Origin of the sequence: Tissierella praeacuta (genome assembly GCF_040396155.1) — a bacterium.
Classification (GTDB): Bacteria; Bacillota; Clostridia; order Tissierellales; family Tissierellaceae; genus Tissierella; species Tissierella praeacuta_A.
In genome coordinates this window covers 66,135-86,845 of the sequence record NZ_JBEBOY010000003.1, presented here as the reverse complement: position 1 = coordinate 86,845, position 20,711 = coordinate 66,135, and the positions used below count along the sequence as shown (strand labels likewise).

The following is a 20,711-nucleotide window of genomic DNA, read 5'->3' as shown; positions in this document are numbered from 1 at the left end:
CTTTATCTCTCTTTCCCTATTATTAAATATAAATTTTATTTCCCCTTTAGCCATGGTATTGGGTCTACATAGGCTCCATTTTTTCTTACTTCAAAATGACAATGCGGACCAGTAGATATACCTGTACTACCAACTTTTGCTATAGTATCTCCACGTTTTACCTCTTTACCTACAGATGCTACTAAAGATGAATTATGACCATAAAGTGTAACAATTCCACCACCATGATCTATCATTATTGCCTTACCATAACCACCTAAGGTTCCTGAATATATTACAGTTCCCGGTGATGCAGCCTTAACACTTGTTCCAGTAGGTGCTGGTATATCTATTCCTGTATGTAGCTTCTTTGTCTTAAAAACAGGATGAACTCTATACCCATATGGAGAACTAATTCTAGAATATCCAGGTACAGGCCATGTCATTGTTCCACCAGAATATGGACCAGTATTTATCTGTAATTTAACTATTTGTGATTCAATCTCCTTAGCATAATCATTTAATTTATCATATTCTTTTTCATATGCTTCCTTATCTTTTACTAGTCTATCCATTAAATCTTCTTTTTCTCTAGTTGCTTTAGCCAAATCCCTTCTTCTGACTTCCAACTTAGTTTTAGATGTTTCTACAGCTTTTTTTTGTGTCTGTAATTCAGTTTTCTTTGTATCAATTATATCTCTTTGTTCCTTCATATACTCTATTAATTCTGTATCATGTTTTGCCACAGCTTTTACCATATCCTGTCTAGATAAAAAGTCTTTAACATCTGCAGATGATAGAAGTACTTCTAAATATCCTACATTTCCATTTTTATACATTACTCTTAATCTTTTTCCAAATACTTCCTTTTTATCACTAACTTTTTTCTCTGCTTCTTTTAATTCTCCAGTGGTTTTTTCAATATTTAAAGCTAAATCTAACAATTCCTTTTCAACTTTATCTAATTCATTAGTAGCACTAGACATCTTCGTATCTAAATCATCGATTTGCTTTGATACTTCTTTGGCTCTTTTATCAATGGCTTTTATCTCTTTCTTAGTATCCTTTATCTGCTTATCAATTGTATTTTGCTTTTTCTTTAAATCTTCAACTGTATCCGCCGCATATACTTGAATAAAGTTAAAGATAAATATTAAAGCTAATACTAGATATACTATTTTTCTTCTTTTTTTCATATTGTCCCCCCTATACATTAAGAAAACGTTTTAAAGATAATATACTGCCCAAAGCTCCTATTCCAACACCTATTACAGTAAACATTATTGTGACGTCTTTAACTAATAATGCTGGTGAAACCAAATATACTGTAAGAAGTACATAGAGCTTATCACTTACTGATTTGAAAAAATATTCATAGCCATAGTTTATCATTATTATAGATACTACTGCTCCTATAAACCCAAATAATACTCCCTCTATAATAAAAGGTCCTCTTATATATCCGTTGGTTGCGCCTACGTATTTCATTATATTTATTTCTCTTCTCCTTGAGGCTACAGTAATCTTTACAGTATTAGAGATTATAAATACAGAAACTAATACTAATACTCCTATTACAATTATACCTCCAAGTCTAATATAATTAGCAATTACCATAAGCTTGTCTATTATATCCTTATAATACTTAACATCCTCTACACCTTTTATGGATTTAATTTCTTTAACTACTTTATCTGCATATTTTATGTCCTTTAATTGGATTATATAAGAATCTTGAAGTGGATTTTCTTCTAATCCATCTAATAGATAAGAATCTCCTTCCCATTCTTCTTTCATAATTTCCAATCCTTGTTCCTTTGAACGAAATACTGCTGATAATACACCTTCTATAGATTTTATAGATTCCTCTATGGATTCCATATCTTTTGCTTCCATATCTAATTCCAAATATACTTGTACTTCATCAAACTTCGTCTTTACTTCTAATACTAAATTATTTATACTCAAAATCAGAATTAAAACTACACCTAATATAATAAGTACCGCCGATATAGAACCAATGGATGCTAATCCCATACCACGGTTTCTCCACATGCCTTGAAACCCCTGTTTTACTATATTCTTAAACACCCGAAATCGCATCACCATATCCACCCTTCTGTTCATCCCTAACTAATTTGCCATTATGGATTTCTATTACTCTTTTTTTCATTTTATTTACTATGTCTTTTGCATGGGTTGCCATAAGTATAGTAGTACCTCTGCCATTAATTTCAGATAAAACCTTCATTATTTCCCATGCAGTTTCTGGGTCTAGATTTCCAGTAGGCTCGTCTGCTATTAAGACAGGCGGACTATTGACTATAGCTCTTGCAATAGACACTCTTTGGCGCTCACCTCCAGATAATTGATCTGGAAAGCTAGAAGCCTTCCTACTTAAATCTACCATGCTTAATACCATAGGTACACTTCTTCTTATTTCTTTAGGATGAGCTCCTATTATCTCCATAGCAAAAGCTACATTTTCATATACTGTCTTATTTGGTAATAATCTAAAGTCCTGAAAAACTACACCTATATTTCTTCTAATAAATGGTACTCTTCTATTTCTAACCTTAGTTATATCCATATCTTTTAAGATTATCTTACCATCTGTAGGCTGTTCTTCCTTTAATAAAAGTTTAATCATTGTAGATTTTCCTGCACCTGATGAACCTACTAAAAAAACAAATTCACCTTTATGTATATGCAAATCTATATTTGAAAGAGCTTTAACATTATTATCATATTCTTTACTTACATTTTCAAATTTTATCAATCATACCACCCCGTTTTTTCTATAATATAATATATTAAAACTTGAGTAAAGTCCCATTAATTTCCAATCCTTTTTTACTTTCCCTTAATTGTATATTATAATATAAAATGTGAGATAAATAAACCATAATGAGGTGATTATTTTGGATAAAAGATTTTTAAGAGATAAAATTTTGCAAAAAAGGGCAGAATTATCTACAGAAAACATTGTAAAATATAGCAATATTATGGAAGATAAATTATATGAAATGGCTGCTTATGAAGAAGCAAAAACTATTATGTCCTTTATTAGTTTTAGTGATGAGGTAAATACTCACGAAATAATTAAGAAGTCTATAAAAAATGGAAAATCAGTCGTTGTACCTATAACTATACCTAAGACTAAGGAGATGAAAGTTTCCAAGCTTTTAGACTTTTCAGAGCTTGAGTTAGGTTATTATAATATCCTTACTCCTAAGAAAGAATTTACACGATTCGTTGATCCTAATACTATAGACCTAATTTTAGTTCCTGGTGTTGTCTTTGCTAGAAATGGTTATAGAGTTGGATATGGTGGAGGCTATTATGATAGATTCTTATCTAAACTAGACAAAAAAGTTAATACAATTGGATTGGCATTTGATTTACAAATCGTAGATGAAGTTCCTAGGGATTCCTTTGATATCCCTGTAGACTTAATAATAACAGAAAAAGAAATAATAAATTGTTTGGAAAAATAAACTTCATCTAAGCTTTTAATTTGAATTATTAGTGGTATAATATATGAGGTATTTAATTTGTTATTTAGGAGGAATTATAATGGTAAGAACAGTAGGTACTACAGCAAGGGGTATTAGAACTCCAATCATTAAAAAAGGTGATGATTTGGCTAATATCGTAGTTGATTCTCTGCTATTAGCCTCTAGCTCTGAAAACTTCACTATTAATGATAGGGATGTTTTAGGTATTACGGAATCACTATTAGCTAGAGCTCAAGGGAACTATGCTACTGCTGATGCTATAGCTAAGGATATCAAACTTAAATTTCCTTCAACTGTAGGATTAGTGTTCCCTATTTTAAGTAGAAATAGATTTTCAATTATATTAAAAGGAATAGTATCAAGTGGAAGAAAAGTAGTATTGCTACTTTCTTATCCTTCTGATGAAGTAGGAAATCATTTAATGGATATAGATAAAATGGATGAGTTAAAAATCAATCCATATACTGATATAATGACAGAATCTGATTATAGAAGACTATTTGGTGAAAAAGTAGTACATCCTTTTACAGGTGTAGACTATGTCAATATGTATAAAGAAATAGGTAAAGGAAATATAGAAATAATATTCTCTAATAATCCAAGAACTATATTGGACTATACAAAGGATATATTAGTAGCTAATATTCATGATAGAAATAGAACTAAGAAAATTCTTAAAGAAGCTGGAGCTAATATTATCTATGGATTAGATGATATTCTTAATTCATCAATAGATAATTCTGGTTATAATCCAGAATATGGTGTACTTGGCTCAAATCTTGCTTCCGAAAATGAACTAAAGCTATTCCCTAGAGATTGTCAAGTATTTGTAGAATCTGTACAACAAAAAGTCAGAGAAAAAACTGGCAAAAATATTGAAGTTATGATTTATGGAGATGGAGCTTTTAAAGACCCTGTAGGAAAGATTTGGGAGCTTGCTGACCCTGTTGTTTCTCCAGGATATACTAAAGGATTACATGGCACTCCAAATGAGCTAAAATTAAAATATATTGTTGATACAGAATTAGATAGTTTACGTGGAGATGAAGTTATACAAGCTGTTAAGCAAAAGATAAATAGTAAAGGTGATAATTTGGTTAAAAAAGAAGAATCTTTAGGGACAACCCCTAGAAGATTAACAGATTTATTAGGAAGCCTTTGCGATTTAACTAGTGGCAGTGGAGATAAAGGTACTCCAGTAGTATTAATTCAGGGATATTTCGATAATTATGCAACAGAATAGTTAAAGATAGTGTAAATTAATGAATCATTAGCTTAGAGGAATTATTAAATTGAGTTAAATTTAATTTTTAATAACTTTAGATTTATATTGTCAGGATAAATAAATAATTAAATAATTAACTATCTGTCTTAGCAATTTTAATGGTCTGATTCACATAAAAATGCTCCTTTCTAGTTTAAATCATTTTTGATTATTACTAGAAAAGAGCTTTTATTTCAACAAAATCACAGGTTTTTTTAATTGTCATCTTTCAATATACTAGCTGTATTCTATTCTTCTTCATATTCTCTATTCAGCATAGAATAATATATTAATTTTTCCTGTACATAAGCATTTATTGTATTTTCTTCATATTCTCCATCTCCATTTAACTCTCCAGCTTCTATACCTGTTAATATTTCCATTCCCTGATCTATATTATCTATAGCATAAATAGTAAATTTATTTTCCTTAACTGCATTTATTACTTCTTCATCTAACATCAAGTTTTCTATATTTTTATTTGGAATTATAACTCCTTCTCCGCCTTTAAATCCTTTTAATTTACATACCTTGTAGAATCCTTCTATTTTTTCATTTACTCCTCCTATAGGTTGAATTATCCCTTTTTGATTTACAGAACCAGTCACTGCAATTCCTTGTTTTATTGGAATATCTCCTAAACTAGAAAGTATAGCATATAGTTCAGTACTTGATGCGCTATCTCCATCTATGCCATCATAGGACTGTTCAAAAGTAATACTAGCCGTCATGGATAATTGAATATTTTGAGCATATTTCTCCCCTAAATACCCACTCATAATTAGAACTCCTTTATTATAAATGTTTCCACTTTGTTCAGCTTCCTTTTCAATATTTATTACTCCATCTTCACCAAAATAAGTGTTAGCAGTTATTTTAACTGGCCTACCAAAGGAATATTGTCCCAAATCAATAACAGAAAGTCCATTTATCTCCCCGATTTTTTCTCCTTCTGTATCTATTAAAATAGTCTCATTATTTATTAATTCTAAAAGTTTCTCCTCATATGCATTATTTCTGTGTTGTTTTTTAGATATTGCCTTTTCAACATCTTCTTTCGTAACTATATTTTTGCCTTCACTTGATGCCCATCCATCTGCTTCATATATTACTTCGACTAAATTATTAAAACTTGCAGTAAGTTTATTCTTTTCATCTGCCATTCTACTACTTAAATCTATTATTGCCCCTAATGCCTCTTTGCTAAATGGTAATAAACCTTGTTCTTTGCACTGATAAGCCACAAATGAACCAATCTTTAGTATGTTTTCATCATTTCTTTCCATCTCAGTATCGAAATCAGCCCTTATTCTAAAGAGTTTTTTGAATTCCTCATCATAAGAATATAAGATATGATATGTCATATAATCCCCAATAATTATTATTTTAATATCTAAGGGGATTGGCTCAGGATTTAATGTTTCAGATGTTAAACTGGAACTATAAATATTTTCAATTTTTAATTCCTCAGTAGTTATTGCCCTTTTTAGTCCATCCCAAGAAAATTTTTCCTTCAAAATATCCTTTGCCTGAATTAATATATATCCTCCATTAGCTTCATGCATAGATCCTGGTTTAATCCTAGTATGGTCAGTCTTTGCAACACCCATTTCATTGGCATATTCAATTTTTCCAAATAAATTATAATAATTTGGATTCATCTCCTTTATAACTGGAGCACCTTTTGTATAGCTATTATCTATAAAAAGATTAACAGAATACCTTCTTAGGAATTCATCTTTCTTATTATCTTGAAAAAATATTTTTTCTACATAATTTTCTTCGTCAACTAAAAACATCTCATAATTTTTTACAATATCTTCTTTCATATCCAGAAGAAACTTAATTATTCCTTCATTTTCTCTGTATTTTACCTGAATTGGCCCTACAAATGTGGTGACTACTAATGAAACTTGTTCTTCCTTTAATTTTTTCATTTCATTTTTTAATTTAACTTCAATATCCTTTATACGTTTAATATAATCATAGGATTTTTGGGTTAATTCTATGGATATATTACCAAGTCTATCCATTTCTTCATCTGATAATTTATCAAGTTCTTCATCAGTCATAGGCCTATTGTCTATTAATGGAATACTCAATATTCCTCTTTCTGTTTGCTTAAATACAAAATTATATTCCTTTGCAAAATTATTTAACTCTACTAATATACTTTCAGCCATAGCTTTACTTTCATTAAATATAACATTTTTACTGTCTTCATAATCCTTTGAACTTAACGCCTTAGGTATTTCAATATCTATATTTTTTATAGCAGATTCTATTGCCTTCTTAAAATCCATACCTTTCCCAGTTTCTAAACTTATTGCTCTTGGACAATTGGACCTTTTAAAATTATATACATAGCACCAATCACATGGTGTAGTTCTTTCCTTAGCAAATTCATCTGCAACTAAATATGAATATGAATTCCTTCCTGTACCTGCATAACCTGATACATAAATATTATATCCTTTTCTTTTCATAGAAAGTCCATACTTCAATGCTTCCATAGCCCTATCTTGGCCTATTAATTCTCTATTTACTATCCAGTCTTCTGTTGTATCATGTGGAAATATATCTGGATTACATTGATTTCTTAGTTTCTCAACTGGAACTTTATATTTTTCTAACATTTGGAGCACCTCCATAAATAACTTATTTAATTATACACCATTTTATATTTCAATGTATTCCAAAATTTGTATTTGTTGAATAAAAATAAGGGGGCTGTTTCAAAATTTAATTTTGAGACAACCCCTTATTTCTATTTTATCCCTGCCGCTATTTTTATCATTTTTTGATGTTCTGGATCCTGCTTACCATCCATATGTCTTGTACTACCTGCAAAATGTATATCAAAATGACCATCTATTCCATTACCTTTTACATAGTCATAATTAATTCCTCTACCATATCCACCAGATCTGTTATTAGTCACTATTCCACCTTTTACACTATCTAAACCTGCATGGGGCATAAAAGTTACACTTGCTGCTATTCTTCTACCATTATATTCTACAATGGCTGGTCTTCTTACCCAGCTAAACCCTCCCCATATGGATTTCATAATATCAGTATCTTCTTTAGTTAATGTTTCACAATCCGCATGATTTGATCCTACTGACCTTTGTACCATAAAGGATTTTCCCGTATAGAAATCTATTACTTTAAACTTCGCTTCCCTTGGTACCATTTTTTCTACTTCAGCAAACCATTTAAGATACTCTCCATATGTAGTTTCTTTAACTGGCTCTTTCTGTGTTGCTTCTTGCTTTTGACTTTCCTTTTCTTTTGTTTCTTTAGCCTGTGCCTCAATAGTTTTATTTATTTCTCTTGTATCTACAGTTCCTCTATTTACAGAATTATTTTTTACTCCTCTATCTGGAATTTTTATAACTTGTCCGGGATAAATTTTTGTTTTTTCATTAGCTTTATTTTCTTTTAATACACTTTCTAATGAAACTCCATATTTTTTAGAAAGTTTCCAGAAAGTATCTCCCTTATTTACTGTATGATTTACTGCGAAACTAGTAGTACTAATGCAAAGAGTTAATGCTACTGTTCCTATTGCTGTTTTTGTAGTTTTCTTCATATGCTCCTCCTCCAATTTACATTTGTTTTTGTAACCTTTTTGTTACTATTATATTATTTCGCCATAAATTATTGAAATCCTTTATGTAATATTTTCCAACATTATAATCAAAAAATAAAAAAGGAGATATAAATCTCCCTATTATTACTTCTATTAATCATATTCAATATCTAAATGTACCTCTTCAGGCATATCTTTTAGATTTGTTTTTACTACAACATATGGATAATCATATTCTTGTTCAACTATTTCATTAGGATCCGGGTCTGTAAATTTTGCATAGACTATTAAATCAAATACATCTTTATTATATTTTTCTTTTACAATTTGAACTATTTCTACTAAGTATCCCTTTGAATTCTTTTCTCCTCTTGTAACTACAACATAAATATCATCTTCATATTTACATGTTAATGCTCTTTCCTCAGTTAGATATTTAGGCAGCATCTCAGAGATCTTTTCTGGTATTTCATCTTCTTGTACTACTTTGAATTTAATTAGACCATCTCTTCCCTTTAAAAGTCTAGGTATGAACAGGATTCCAATAATTAAAATAATTGCCAAGGCAATAATTTGATTTCTTTTCAACTCTATCCCCCCAATATTAATCTTATATAATTAATATTCCTTAGAGGACTCCATTATGTATATTTTATAAAAAAGCCTTTCTTTGAAATATTAAGATACTTATAAAATTTATATTATAGATAAGTAGATTCAAATTTAAATATGCTTTTAGAGAATTTCTAAACTTTAAGTGATGGAATTTAAATATATTTAATTAAACTATGAAGTTTCTTATCTATAAAGTTAAATTGACTTACATAAAAACCCCTGATATTAATAATCAGAGGTTTACATACTATAATAATTCTTTTGCTTTATTTATAATATTATCTACACCAAGACCATATTTTTCTAATAACTCAAATCCTTCTCCTGATTCACCAAAGGTATCCATTGTTCCAATTCTAACAATACGAGTTGGTTGTTTCTCAGCTACTACTTCAGCTACTGCACTACCTAAGCCTCCTATTATGCTATGCTCTTCAACAGTAACTATTCCTTTTGTTTCTTTAGCTGCTTTTATTATAATATCCTCATCTATAGGTTTAATACTAGCCATATTTATAACTCTTGCAGATATACCTTCTTTAGCTAACTTTTCTGATGCAGATAGTGCTTTTTCAACTACAACTCCTGTAGCTATAATAGTTACATCTGTTCCTTCTTTTAGCTCAACACCTTTACCTATTTCAAATTCATAACTCTCATCAAATATCATAGGAACTTTTGCTCTACCCAGTCTTATATATACTGGTCCATTATGCTCTGCTGCTTTAAATATACATTGCTTTGCTTCTGTAGCATCTGCAGGACTTAATACTACCATATTTGGTAAAGATCTCATTAAACTAATATCCTCTAAGGCTTGGTGAGTTGCTCCATCTTCCCCTACTGTTAATCCAGCATGAGTTGCCGCAATTTTTACATTTAGTTTTGGATAGCATACTGAATTTCTTATAATCTCAAAGGCACGACCTGTAGCAAAAACAGCAAAAGTGCTGGCAAAAGGAATCTTACCTGCAGCTGCTAATCCTGCTGCTGTACCTACTAAATTTTGTTCTGCTATACCTACATTAAAAAATCTATCTGGATAAGCCTTAGCAAAAACAGATGTCTTAGTAGAACCTGAAAGGTCTGCATCTAATACTACTATATTTTTATTATTTCCGCCTAATTCTTTTAATGCTTCTCCATAAGCATCTCTTGTTGCAATCATATTAGTCATGTAATGCACCTCCCAATTCTTCTAATGCTTTATTGGCTTCTTCTATTGATGGTGCCTTTCCATGCCAGCCTACTTGGTCCTCCATGAAAGATACTCCTTTTCCCTTATGGGTATGAGCTATTATCATAGTAGGTTTATCTTTTGTATTTTTTGCTTCATCTATTGCATTTAGTATTTCATCAAAAGAATGTCCATTAATAGTCAATACATGCCAACCAAAGGCTTTAAACTTTTCATCTATTGGCTCAATATTCATTACTTCTTTATTTGGACCATCGATCTGAAGTCCATTATGATCTAAAAATACAGTTAAATTATCTAGCTTATAATGGGCAGCCAACATTGCAGCTTCCCAAATTAATCCTTCCTGAGATTCTCCATCTCCTATTAATGCATATACTCTATAATCCTTATTATCTAATTTGCCTGCTAATGCCATACCATTTGCAGCTGCTAATCCTTGTCCTAAAGAACCTGTTGTCATATCAACTCCAGGAATACCCTTCATATCTGGATGTCCTTGTAACATGGAACCCAATTTTCTAAAATTATCTAATTCTTCTTTTGGAAAAAATCCTTTTTCAGCTAAGGTTCCATATAAAACTGGAGTACCATGTCCTTTTGACAATACAAATCTATCCCTATCTTCCCATCTAGGATTTTTAATATCTACTCTCATCTCCTTAAAATAAAGAGATGTCAGAATTTCCACTGTTGACAATGAACCTCCTGGATGACCAGACTGAGATTTTTCTAACATATTGATTATATCCACTCTAATATTTCGAGCTATTTCTTTTAACTCCATCATATACCTCCTACTGTTTTATTTCATAGGTAAATCCTTCACCTAATACTTCAGACATTTCAGATACCATAACAAAAGCATGGGGATCAATTTCCTTTACTATATCCTTAACCATAGCAAATTGTGCCCTAGATACTACACATAAAAGAACATCCTTATCTTTCCTAGAGTACATTCCTTTACCTTTTAGTAAAGTTACTCCTCTGCCTATTTCTATCATAAGTTTTTCACTTATGGCATCAGGATTATCAGAAATAATAAAAAATCCTTTTTGATATCCAATTCCCTCTAAAATCATGTCTATTACTTTCATTATAACAAACATAGCAATAATTGAATATAGCGAAGTCTCAATCTTCTTTTCCACTACTCCTGCAAGTACAACTACAAATAAATCAATCATTGTCATAAATGTAGTTATGCTTAAATTAGGAAACTTATTATTCAATATAGCACCTGCTAAATCAGTTCCTCCTGTAGTCCCTCCAAACTTAAATACTATTCCTAGACCTATGCCACTTAATACTCCCCCAAATATGGCAGATAATAATAAATCATGGGTTAATACTAGTGGAGGTAAAATCTTTAAAAATAAAGATAACAATATAGTTGCATATAAAGTTTTTATAGCTGCGTTTTTGCCTAAAGTCTTTGCACCAAAAGCAAATAATGGAATATTCAATGCTAAGTTTGTAATATATATTGGTATTTTAAATATTTTTTTAATAACTACAGCAAGTCCTGTAACTCCACCAGGTGCTATGGTATTTGGTGCAAGAAAATAACCTAAAGATATAGACATTAACAATACGCCAATGCCCATTAAAATATAGCTATATACTATCTTATACCATTTTTCATTATTCCCCATAAGATTCCCCTTCCTTATTTGACTACATCCTTAGAAAATAATACCTTAAGCATAAATTTAGGCAATACTATTTGTCTTTTAATTCTAGAAGGTTCTTTAATTAATCTATAAAACCATTCCAAGCCTAACTTTTCAAATATCTTAGGTGCACTCTTAGTATTTCCTGACAGGATATCCATTACACCTCCATTACCTATTATAACCTTTCCTACTATATTCTCCTTATTTGAATCTATCCAAGTTTCTTGTTTAGGAAATCCTAGCCCAACAAAAATTATATCTGGATTGGAAGAATTTATATCATTAATAATCTTAATTTCTTCTTCATGATTTTTATATCCATTTTGACTGCCCTTAAAATATCCATGATGATAACCTGCTATTCTAATATTTGGATAGGTTTTTTTTATGTTTTCTGCCGCTAATTTAGCAACTCCATCCTTTCCTCCTAATAAATACAGGCTATAATTATGTTCATTAGCTATATCAAGAAGCTTAAGAGACATATAATATCCTGTGACCCTTTCCTTTAAAGGCTTTCTCTTAATTCTAGAGGCATAAATTAAACCTATGCCATCTGCTGTTATTAAATCACCTCTGTTTATTAGTTCTTTAAAGCTTCTATCATCTTTGGCTCCCATAACAATCTCAGTATTTGGAGTATAAATAGATTTTAGTTTATCACCCTTTAGATAACTCTCTATTTCTTTAGTAGCCTCATCAAATGTTATATTATGTATTTTTACTCCAAATATTTCTATGCTATCCATTTAATAATCTACTCCTTTAATAAATCTAATGCCATAGTTACATTAGATAAAGCTTTATTTTTTAATTCCTTATCTTGATCTATTAATAGCTCTCTAATCTCTATTCTATTATTCCATACATAATTTATTTTTTCTAATAAATCATTATAAACTAAAGCATTTACATCACAAATATAATCCATTCCAATGGAACGCAAGATTCCATCTACTTTAGGATCATAAGATAGACCTACCATAGGAACTTCTTGAGTAGCGGCATAAATCAATGAATGGAGTCTCATAGCTACAATAATCTCCATCTCTTTGATTATACCCATTATTTCTTCAACATTATATTTTTCTGATATTACATGACAATTTTCTTTATTGACCATTTGCTTAATTTCAAGACTTATTTCCAAATCCTCTGGATAATGCATTGGTATCATAACTACATCTACATCATACTCTCCTATTATATGTCTTATGGTATCTGATAAAATCGTAGTTAAATTCTCAGCATTTTTCCATCGTCTAACTGAAATACCTATAAGTTTTCTATTAGTAGGTATTTTCTCGTTTTTAAATATCTCTTTTACTCGTTCCTCTGATGATGGCTCTAAAGTAAAAACAGGATCTGCTGTTACAATTATATTTTTATTTTTAACTCCTAGGTCATATATAAAATCTTTGGAATCCTCGTCTCTAAGAGTTATTAAATCCACTTTATTTAGTATCTTTCTTGTCAAAAATCTATTTAATTTCTTTCTAATAGGACCAATGCCATTGGCATATATCATTACAGGTTTATTATATAGTTTTGCTATTTTCATTAAAGCTAAATAATATAGTAATGAACGGGTACTTGTTACATCTTGCAGTAGTGAGCCTCCTCCTGAAAGAAATAAAGATGAATTTTTCATGGATATAAATACTTCTTTAAATTTAAACCTATTAATAGCATTTACCGAATACATTTTCTCAGTCTTTAGGGGGTTTTTGGAAAGCACAGTTATATTTATTTCTTTATTATACTCTTTAATATCTTTTACCATGGCTTTTAAAATAGCATCATCACCGCTATTATCAAATCCATAATATCCCGATATAAGAATTGAGTTTTTAAATCCCATAAAAATTCTCCTTTTCCCAAAAACTATCTGTTCCAAATAAAAACACTATAAAGTTCATTTTATATTACCTAATATTTCTTTATAAATTTCAACATGCTTTCTAGCCATTGCATCAGAGGAATAGTTTTCCTCAACTTTTTTATATAGCCTTTCACCCATCTCTTCAATCTTAGGCTTATTAGAGGCTAAGACATCTATCTTATTGGCTAAAGCTTTAATATCTCCAACTTCAATTAAGTATCCGTTTTTATCATCTTCTATTAATTTACTTAATCCACCTACATTTGTGGATATAATAGGCTTTTTCATTATAGCTCCCTCTAATATAGCATAGGGGAAACTTTCACTTATGGAAGTTAAAGTATTTATATCTATTGCATTAAAAAATGAAAATGGATCCTTTACATATCCTAAAAAATGAATATACTCTCCTAGATTTAATTCTTCGACTAGAGATTCTAATTTTTTTCTTTCATTACCTTCCCCTGCTATCAAAAATATTATATCCTTTCGTTGGTTTAATATAATATCTGCTGACTTTATAAAGGTTTCATGATTTTTTACTTGATCTAGTCTAGCTGCAATCCCAACTATAACTTTCCCTTCATAGTTGATTTTATATCTTTTAAAGAACTCATCTTTAGATACATATTTTAGGTTTTGTTCCATATCAATTCCATTATATACAGTAAATATTTTATCCCTTCTAAATCCTCTATCTACTAACATTTCTTTAAATGTATCTGAAATAGCAATATAATATTCAAATTTTTTCAACGCAATTATATTCAATGTTGTAAATACCAGCTTCTTATAGAAATTATCCTTAAAATCTAATTTATAATCACTATGAACAGTAGTAATAAAAGGTCTATTTACTTTATTCTTTAGAAACATGGCAATAAAGTTAGCCCTAGCACCATGACAATGAACTAAATCATATTTACCATTTTCAATTTCCTCTTTAAGTCTACGAACTACTGACATATCAGATCTATTCTTTTGTTTAAATACTTCAATGTCTATACCTGCATCTTTGGCATCATAGTAAAAAGTATCCTCAATAAAACATACGATTTTCGCATCTATTAATTTGTTAATCCCCTTTATAAGTGAGATTATATGGGTTTTAGCTCCACCTGTATCTCCACCACTTATTAGATGAAGTACTTTCATTTAATGGCCCCCCTTTCTATTGATTGTCTCCCGCTTTGGTGCGAAGGCATTTATTAATGCAATAACAATCCAAAAATATATAATCATAGCTGGTACTTCAAATATATTTTCAACAAAGTTTTGTGCTAATACTCCTATTGCTCCTGAAAACAGTCCAATAGCCACTATTCTTTTTCTAATATCATCTTGATATCTTATTATCTTTATTGAAAAAATAATAAAACATATGACAACAAATGCCAATCCTACTATACCGTATATTCCCATTTCAGTTAATGTTTTTAAATAATAATTATCTAAATAAAAAGGTGCTAACTGATTATTAATTGCCACAGCTCCACCAAATCTTCCTAATCCAACACCGAATAATCTATTTCTACGCCACATCTTAAGTCCTATATCCCATCTATATAATCTACCTCCAGCAGCAGATTTTACTAGATATACTGGTGAAAGCATAAATAACAGTCTTTGACTTAATGAACCACCAAATAAAATGAATATACCTACAAACGCCATAAATGGAACTATCAACCTTGGATTTAAAGAAATAATAAAGATAAACATCGCTAAAGCAAAAGCTAACCATGCACCTCTTGAAAGCGTAAGAAGTAATCCTAATGTCATAAATCCACTTGCACATAGGTAAAACATTTTCATATATTTATTTTTATGAGTAATAAACATTGAAATTGCAATAGGTATAAACAATACAAAAATAACTCCTAGTATATTAGGGCTACCAACTATAGAGAAGGCTCTAGTTTTAATATTTTCAGTTGTATCTACCCAGTTGCCTGGCATAGGAACTCTTGCTATATATTGATATACAGCATGAACTCCCATAAACAATCCTATGGAAAGCATTAAATTTATTACCCTCTCTGAATCTTCAATGCTTCTAATAAATTGTGTAGCAATAAAATACCAAAGAATATGTTGAAAAACCGCCCTAAATCCTTCTATTGCTATACCTAAATTAGGAGCAATTATAAGTACATGACAAATTCCCATAATTATATATATAGTTGCTGGTAATCCCATTGGGGTAAAATTATGTTTGATTTTTCCACCAGATAATATTCTCTTCGTGATTATATATAAGGTTAAAATAATCAATGCTAATTCATCCCATATGGAACCTAGAACTGCTAATCCTCTAGTTCTCCTTATTATAAAGTCCAACACAAAATAAGATGCTGGGATAAATATTAATAAATCTAACCACGAACCATTTCCCTTTATCTTCCTGATTATTTTATATAAATAACTGCTATCCCTAATAGGTCTTTCTACAGGCATTTTCCTTGTTTTGAATTTCATAAAGGGACTTAAAATCCAACTAGTCATTAGGGAATTAAATATAGATTCTTCCATATTCATAAGTTTTTTATCTAAGTTCATAAAAAACATATAAATAAAACTAATATCCATCCAAGTTTTATATTCTTCTTGTCTATGCTTTCCCTTATTATTAGTTTTACTTTGCAGCCTAAATAAAAAACTATTATCTGATAGTCTTTTAAGACTAAGTATTAAGTTAAAAATAAAACTTACCCTAATAGCTTTTCTTATATCCATATTAATCCACTACCTTTAAACTTACTATTTGGGCTTTTAATCTATATAAATCAGACTCTATAAAGATTGTTTTCCCTTGTCTTAATTCCTGTTTTCCAAATTTATAGCTATAATTTTTATATGGAGTAGTTGCTTTAAATTTAACTCTAGCCTTTTCCATCATTGGATCAATGGATGTAACCACATTACCATTTTTATCTAAATTTGTCACCTCTACAGGCAATATCTCAACTTCTTCTACATAAGCATCTAAATAGTGTTTCATCTCACCTAGTTGGTCCCCAACCTTTATTGTGTCAAGATATCCTTTATCTATTACAATAGTTGCCTCTACTTCTACATTAACTATTTCATCTTTTACAGATAAGTCTGCAAGGTCTTTATTTAATACTTTTAAAGCCGATAAAAATATTAAAAATACGGCTAAAACCATAGCTATAAAATCCAAAATATTTATTTTACCAAAAATTCTACCCTTTTCATCTATTAGTTTCATTATTTCACCTCTATATGCTTTATAGTACCAGGAAATTCAACTGTAGTTGTCTTTAATATTATAGGAAGTCCTACTTTTATTTCTTGACCGCCTAAGTCCATGTAAGGACCAGATGAAGCAACTTCAGCTTTAACTTTCACTATCACTGTTATTTCTTCTGCATCCTCATAAGTAGTAATCTTGCCGTCTTCCCCTACAACAGATTGTATTTTAGGATTGACATTTATTTCTTCAACAAATCCTTTTTGAAGATTATTTTGAGAAAAAATTTGATCTCCTACTTTTAAATCTGTTACCATTTCTTCAGTTAATTCACTGGCTTCAGCAGTTATTACTATGTTTTTTCCACCTGCGGTTACAACTTCCTTAGACTTTTTTATTAATTTGCCTCTATTTAGGAATACTACAACTGCCAACAATATAATAATCGTTATAGTCGTATCTATCCAATTCCATCTTTTTTTCACAAATTTCACCTTCCTAAACTATTACTAAATTTATTTGTTGCCTTTTAATATCTCAGATAATCTTTTAGCTTGAGCTTCCCTACTATATATTTGAATCTTGTCCCATTTTGGCTTATGATCTAATTTACCTTCCATCCAATTTCTATAATACTTCTCTAATGCTATACTAACTCCATTTATATCTTCTGGGTCTACTACTGTTCCTGTATTGGTTTCATTGATTACTTGTGCAGCAGCTCCATCTTCTGGAACAATAGCCAAAATAGGTCTATTTACTTTGATATATTCAAATATCTTTCCAGTATAGAAGTTCTTAGATCCCTTCCCCTTACCTATTACCAATAGTAAAATATCTGAATTATATAGCATCTGTATACTTTCCCTATGTGGCAAATATCCAAATGACTTCATATTATCTACTAAATCATATTTTTCAGCATATTCATTTAAAACTTCTTGATATATATTACCAACTACTCTTATTTCTAATTTATTTTTATCAATTTTATTATTATCTACAGCTATCTTCAGACCATCTAAGAATTCAATCAGATTTCGTCTGCCATAAAGGGATCCTGTATATGTTATAACAAATTTATCTCCACCATCTCTTACATCATTAAGTTCAATAAAATCCTCTTCATCATATCCATTTGGTATATAAGTAGAACGTCCTATTAAAGATGGATTATCTTTAATGAAATTCTCTAACATAAAAGGAGTATTGGTAATTAGAAAATCACATTCACTAGTGACTTCCAATTCTTTCTCCTTTTCAAATTTTAATTTTACTCTTTTATGCCAACTATCTAAATGGTAAGGATTGTTTGTCCATTCATCTCTAAAATCTGTTATCCATCTGATATCAGGAAGTAATCTTTTTATATATAGTCCCATTAAATGAGAACTATAAGGAAAGGAAGTAGTATAAATAATATTTATATTTTTCTTCTTAATTATGTCAACTACTTTATCCCTATTAAAATAATACCAAAAATACTCTGAGTCTGGCGATAATACTCTAGTACCTAAGAACTTAAATGGTAATCCTAGTATCCCCTTCTTATTTACAGTATCATAAGGCTTTAATCTATATACATTTAGATTTTTTGGTAAATCTTCTAATAAGGTTGTATCTGTTAAACTTGCCACATGTTCCTTAGTAACAACTATTGGCTGGAATCCAAACTTAGGCAGATACTTAACAAATTTTGTAGTCCTTTGAACGCCTGCTCCCCCCATTGGCGGAAACTCATTGGCAATAATCAATACTTTTTCCATATTAATCCCTACCTAATAATGTAATCTTAAAGCCTAGACTTCTAAGGAAAGCTTCATCAAGGAAATTCCTAGTGTCATAAATATGCTTTTCTTTCATTAAGACAGCAGCTTTTTCAAAATCTATATTCTTATATTCATCATGATTTACTGCTAAAATCATTAAATCTGCATTATTTACAGCATCATATAAGGAATCTACCATTAGATTACCTATTTTAAGATTATCTTTACATGCATGAGGATCATGTAATGATAAAGTGAATTTAGTATTTTCCCTTAATAAATTTACTAAATTTACTATTGGACTTTCTCTCATATCATCTATATTTGGCTTATATGTTAGACCTAATATGGCTATTTTAGCATTTCCATCTGGAAACATCTGCATTAATTTATCTAATATATGCTTTGGCATACTATCATTTGTCTGTCTAGCAAGTTTAATAATATTTCCCTTACTTTGTCTTTCTACAACAAACCAAGGGTCTACTGCTAAACAATGTCCGCCTACCCCTGGACCTGGTTGATGAAGATTAACTCTAGGATGTCTATTGGCTAATTTTATAACATCCCATGCATTTATTTCCATTTCTTCACAAGTTATAGCAATTTCATTTGCCAATGCAATATTAACATCCCTATAGGTATTTTCCATAAGTTTACACATTTCTGCTGTCGTAGAATCTGTTGTAAAAATTTCACCCTTAACAAAAACACTATATAATTCTTTAACCAATTCTGCAGATTCTTCATTAATTCCACCAATAATTCTATCACTTCCAATTAATTCTTGAATTATCTTACCTGGTAAAACCCTTTCTGGTGAATGAGCAACATAAACTTCTTTACCTATATCAAGTCCTGATTTTTTAAGTATAGGTACTATTATTTTTTCAGTGGATTCTGGTGGTGAAGTAGATTCTAAAACTACAATATTTCCCTTTCTAAGTACTGGAACTATAGATTCTGCTGCATTTCTAACATAGTCCATATTAGCAGTTTTATCTTTATTAATTGGTGTTGGGACTGAAATAATAAATGCATCAGATTCTTCTAATTTATTAATACCTTTTAGCTTTCCATTATCTACGACTTCTTTAACTAAATCCTCAAGGCCTGGTTCTTCGATTATAATCTTTCCTTGATTTAAAGCATTTATTATTTTTTCATTAATATCATAACCTAATACTTCCATACCTGATTCAGCAAATATGGCAGCAGTAGGTAAACCTATATAGCCTAATCCTATTATGGTTATTTTCTTTTCTTTTATTGATTCCATAACTTTTCCTCCATTTCAACTTATATTACATCTTAGCCTTTATAGTATATAATATCAACTAAAATATTTATCTATCGTATTTCATAATTTCCTTTTACAAGGAAAAAACTATTTGTTAATGCTCTAGCACCTCTTCCATCATCTCTAGGAATTATAAGTAAATGATTTGCTTTTATATTTTCTTCCATTACCAAATCCTTTCCAGCAGTAACATCTGTTAATCCATTCATTATTCCATTATTTACTACCGCTATGGCTCTAGCATCTCCTGATCTTAATATGATTTCTGTACCATCTTTACAAATTAGAGACTTCCCTGCTGAAACTTCAACCACTGTCCATGAACCTATATTTTGATTTTCATTCCCTTTACTTCCTAGTTTTTCATCAACATAATATTTCAACTGCTCTATTTTTTTCTCAACATAGCTAAGAGTCACTAATGGGTCTGATTCAGATCCTGGTTCAGAAAATACTGTTGTCGCTCCAAGTAATATAACTAATGCTCCTAGTCCAATTCCTATTCTCTTAATTTTACTCTTCATATGTGTTACCCCCATTTCTACAGTGTAAAGTCAATAATTAACAATGAAAACTTATAAAACCAATTCATAATTCCTTTTTATTTATTAATTGACAAAATTGTTCTTTGTTAATTGTTTTTTGTCAATTGATTTAATTATACTACAAAACCAATAAAAAAATAAGCATTAAGTAAT

At 30.0% G+C, this 20,711-nt stretch carries 20 protein-coding genes; 2 read left to right on the top strand and 18 right to left on the bottom strand.

Annotated features, from left to right (window positions below):
* Nucleotides 1-35: 35 nt before the first annotated feature.
* Genes ABWP20_RS02570 through ftsE form a run of 3 tightly spaced genes read right to left on the bottom strand, consistent with a single transcriptional unit; the run spans nt 36 to nt 2,758 of the window.
* Nucleotides 36-1,175, bottom strand: a complete 1,140-nt coding sequence (locus tag ABWP20_RS02570; protein WP_353093431.1) for a murein hydrolase activator EnvC family protein — start codon at nt 1,173-1,175, stop codon at nt 36-38.
* A 10-nt stretch (nt 1,176-1,185) separates the two neighbouring features.
* Nucleotides 1,186-2,088, bottom strand: a complete 903-nt coding sequence (ftsX, locus tag ABWP20_RS02565; RefSeq protein WP_353093429.1) for a permease-like cell division protein FtsX — start codon at nt 2,086-2,088, stop codon at nt 1,186-1,188.
* The gene (ftsE, locus tag ABWP20_RS02560) at nt 2,063-2,758 is read right to left on the bottom strand and encodes a cell division ATP-binding protein FtsE (RefSeq protein WP_353093427.1); all 696 of its coding nucleotides are present in this window, start codon (nt 2,756-2,758) and stop codon (nt 2,063-2,065) included. The genes ftsX and ftsE overlap by 26 nt, the downstream gene beginning before the upstream one ends.
* A 142-nt stretch (nt 2,759-2,900) precedes the next feature.
* Here ftsE and ABWP20_RS02555 point away from each other — a divergent pair, with 142 nt between their 5' ends.
* Nucleotides 2,901-3,476 (top strand): 5-formyltetrahydrofolate cyclo-ligase, encoded by a 576-nt coding sequence (locus tag ABWP20_RS02555; RefSeq protein ID WP_353093425.1) that lies wholly within the window; start codon nt 2,901-2,903, stop codon nt 3,474-3,476.
* 79 nt (nt 3,477-3,555) lie between these two features.
* Complete coding sequence (locus tag ABWP20_RS02550; protein WP_353093423.1) at nt 3,556-4,740, top strand: coenzyme F420-0:L-glutamate ligase; 1,185 nt, start codon at nt 3,556-3,558, stop codon at nt 4,738-4,740.
* A gap of 269 nt (nt 4,741-5,009) precedes the next feature.
* Here ABWP20_RS02550 and ABWP20_RS02545 read toward each other — a convergent pair whose 3' ends face one another.
* From ABWP20_RS02545 to ABWP20_RS02475, 15 genes are all read right to left on the bottom strand, one after another.
* The gene (locus ABWP20_RS02545; protein WP_353093421.1) at nt 5,010-7,397 is read right to left on the bottom strand and encodes a Lon protease family protein; all 2,388 of its coding nucleotides are present in this window, start codon (nt 7,395-7,397) and stop codon (nt 5,010-5,012) included.
* A 131-nt stretch (nt 7,398-7,528) separates the two neighbouring features.
* On the bottom strand, nt 7,529-8,356 hold the full coding sequence (locus ABWP20_RS02540; RefSeq protein WP_353093419.1) for a LysM peptidoglycan-binding domain-containing protein: 828 nt from the start codon (nt 8,354-8,356) through the stop codon (nt 7,529-7,531).
* A gap of 153 nt (nt 8,357-8,509) precedes the next feature.
* Nucleotides 8,510-8,944 carry a protease complex subunit PrcB family protein gene (locus ABWP20_RS02535; RefSeq protein WP_353093417.1) on the bottom strand — a complete coding sequence of 145 codons (435 nt, stop codon included), beginning with the start codon at nt 8,942-8,944 and terminating at the stop codon, nt 8,510-8,512.
* Nucleotides 8,945-9,218: 274 nt separating this feature from the next.
* Nucleotides 9,219-10,148 carry a transketolase family protein gene (locus ABWP20_RS02530; RefSeq protein WP_353093415.1) on the bottom strand — a complete coding sequence of 310 codons (930 nt, stop codon included), beginning with the start codon at nt 10,146-10,148 and terminating at the stop codon, nt 9,219-9,221.
* Nucleotides 10,141-10,956 carry a transketolase gene (locus ABWP20_RS02525; protein WP_353093413.1) on the bottom strand — a complete coding sequence of 272 codons (816 nt, stop codon included), beginning with the start codon at nt 10,954-10,956 and terminating at the stop codon, nt 10,141-10,143. The genes ABWP20_RS02530 and ABWP20_RS02525 overlap by 8 nt, the downstream gene beginning before the upstream one ends.
* Nucleotides 10,957-10,966: 10 nt before the next feature.
* Nucleotides 10,967-11,827 carry a YitT family protein gene (locus ABWP20_RS02520; protein ID WP_353093411.1) on the bottom strand — a complete coding sequence of 287 codons (861 nt, stop codon included), beginning with the start codon at nt 11,825-11,827 and terminating at the stop codon, nt 10,967-10,969.
* A 14-nt stretch (nt 11,828-11,841) separates the two neighbouring features.
* Nucleotides 11,842-12,597: a WecB/TagA/CpsF family glycosyltransferase gene (locus tag ABWP20_RS02515; RefSeq protein ID WP_353093409.1), complete on the bottom strand. Its 756-nt coding sequence runs from the start codon at nt 12,595-12,597 to the stop codon at nt 11,842-11,844.
* Nucleotides 12,598-12,605: 8 nt separating this feature from the next.
* Complete coding sequence (csaB, locus tag ABWP20_RS02510) at nt 12,606-13,709, bottom strand: polysaccharide pyruvyl transferase CsaB (protein WP_353093407.1); 1,104 nt, start codon at nt 13,707-13,709, stop codon at nt 12,606-12,608.
* A gap of 54 nt (nt 13,710-13,763) precedes the next feature.
* Complete coding sequence (locus tag ABWP20_RS02505; protein WP_353093405.1) at nt 13,764-14,885, bottom strand: glycosyltransferase family 4 protein; 1,122 nt, start codon at nt 14,883-14,885, stop codon at nt 13,764-13,766.
* Nucleotides 14,886-16,466, bottom strand: a complete 1,581-nt coding sequence (locus tag ABWP20_RS02500; protein WP_353093403.1) for an O-antigen ligase family protein — start codon at nt 16,464-16,466, stop codon at nt 14,886-14,888.
* A 1-nt stretch (nt 16,467) separates the two neighbouring features.
* A complete protein-coding gene (locus ABWP20_RS02495) occupies nt 16,468-16,962 on the bottom strand; it encodes a DUF4330 domain-containing protein (RefSeq protein ID WP_353093401.1) in 495 nt (164 codons plus the stop codon).
* On the bottom strand, nt 16,962-17,429 hold the full coding sequence (locus ABWP20_RS02490; protein ID WP_353093399.1) for a DUF4330 family protein: 468 nt from the start codon (nt 17,427-17,429) through the stop codon (nt 16,962-16,964). Before ABWP20_RS02490 ends, ABWP20_RS02495 begins: the two co-directional genes overlap by 1 nt.
* Before the next feature lie 30 nt (nt 17,430-17,459).
* Nucleotides 17,460-18,710, bottom strand: coding sequence for a glycosyltransferase (locus ABWP20_RS02485; RefSeq protein WP_353093397.1), 1,251 nt, complete (start codon nt 18,708-18,710; stop codon nt 17,460-17,462).
* 1 nt (nt 18,711) lies between these two features.
* Entirely contained in the window at nt 18,712-19,992 is a 1,281-nt protein-coding gene (locus ABWP20_RS02480) for a nucleotide sugar dehydrogenase (protein ID WP_353093395.1), read from the bottom strand.
* Between the two features lie 71 nt (nt 19,993-20,063).
* A complete protein-coding gene (locus ABWP20_RS02475; RefSeq protein WP_353093393.1) occupies nt 20,064-20,537 on the bottom strand; it encodes a hypothetical protein in 474 nt (157 codons plus the stop codon).
* Nucleotides 20,538-20,711: the final 174 nt, after the last annotated feature.

What these genes read in the sequence shown, in the direction of transcription:
- ABWP20_RS02540 (WP_353093419.1), bottom strand. Translation starts at nt 8,356, where the DNA reads ATGAAGAAAACTACAAAAACAGCAATAGGAACAGTAGCATTAACTCTT.
- ABWP20_RS02520 (WP_353093411.1), bottom strand. Translation starts at nt 11,827, where the DNA reads ATGGGGAATAATGAAAAATGGTATAAGATAGTATATAGCTATATTTTA.
- csaB (WP_353093407.1), bottom strand. Translation starts at nt 13,709, where the DNA reads ATGGGATTTAAAAACTCAATTCTTATATCGGGATATTATGGATTTGAT.
- ABWP20_RS02500 (WP_353093403.1), bottom strand. Translation starts at nt 16,466, where the DNA reads ATGGATATAAGAAAAGCTATTAGGGTAAGTTTTATTTTTAACTTAATA.
- ABWP20_RS02495 (WP_353093401.1), bottom strand. Translation starts at nt 16,962, where the DNA reads ATGAAACTAATAGATGAAAAGGGTAGAATTTTTGGTAAAATAAATATT.
- ABWP20_RS02505 (WP_353093405.1), bottom strand. Translation starts at nt 14,885, where the DNA reads ATGAAAGTACTTCATCTAATAAGTGGTGGAGATACAGGTGGAGCTAAA.
- ABWP20_RS02475 (WP_353093393.1), bottom strand. Translation starts at nt 20,537, where the DNA reads ATGAAGAGTAAAATTAAGAGAATAGGAATTGGACTAGGAGCATTAGTT.
- ftsX (WP_353093429.1), bottom strand. Translation starts at nt 2,088, where the DNA reads ATGGTGATGCGATTTCGGGTGTTTAAGAATATAGTAAAACAGGGGTTT.
- ABWP20_RS02550 (WP_353093423.1), top strand. Translation starts at nt 3,556, where the DNA reads ATGGTAAGAACAGTAGGTACTACAGCAAGGGGTATTAGAACTCCAATC.
- ABWP20_RS02480 (WP_353093395.1), bottom strand. Translation starts at nt 19,992, where the DNA reads ATGGAATCAATAAAAGAAAAGAAAATAACCATAATAGGATTAGGCTAT.
- ABWP20_RS02545 (WP_353093421.1), bottom strand. Translation starts at nt 7,397, where the DNA reads ATGTTAGAAAAATATAAAGTTCCAGTTGAGAAACTAAGAAATCAATGT.
- ABWP20_RS02525 (WP_353093413.1), bottom strand. Translation starts at nt 10,956, where the DNA reads ATGGAGTTAAAAGAAATAGCTCGAAATATTAGAGTGGATATAATCAAT.
- ABWP20_RS02515 (WP_353093409.1), bottom strand. Translation starts at nt 12,597, where the DNA reads ATGGATAGCATAGAAATATTTGGAGTAAAAATACATAATATAACATTT.
- ABWP20_RS02530 (WP_353093415.1), bottom strand. Translation starts at nt 10,148, where the DNA reads ATGACTAATATGATTGCAACAAGAGATGCTTATGGAGAAGCATTAAAA.
- ABWP20_RS02570 (WP_353093431.1), bottom strand. Translation starts at nt 1,175, where the DNA reads ATGAAAAAAAGAAGAAAAATAGTATATCTAGTATTAGCTTTAATATTT.
- ABWP20_RS02485 (WP_353093397.1), bottom strand. Translation starts at nt 18,710, where the DNA reads ATGGAAAAAGTATTGATTATTGCCAATGAGTTTCCGCCAATGGGGGGA.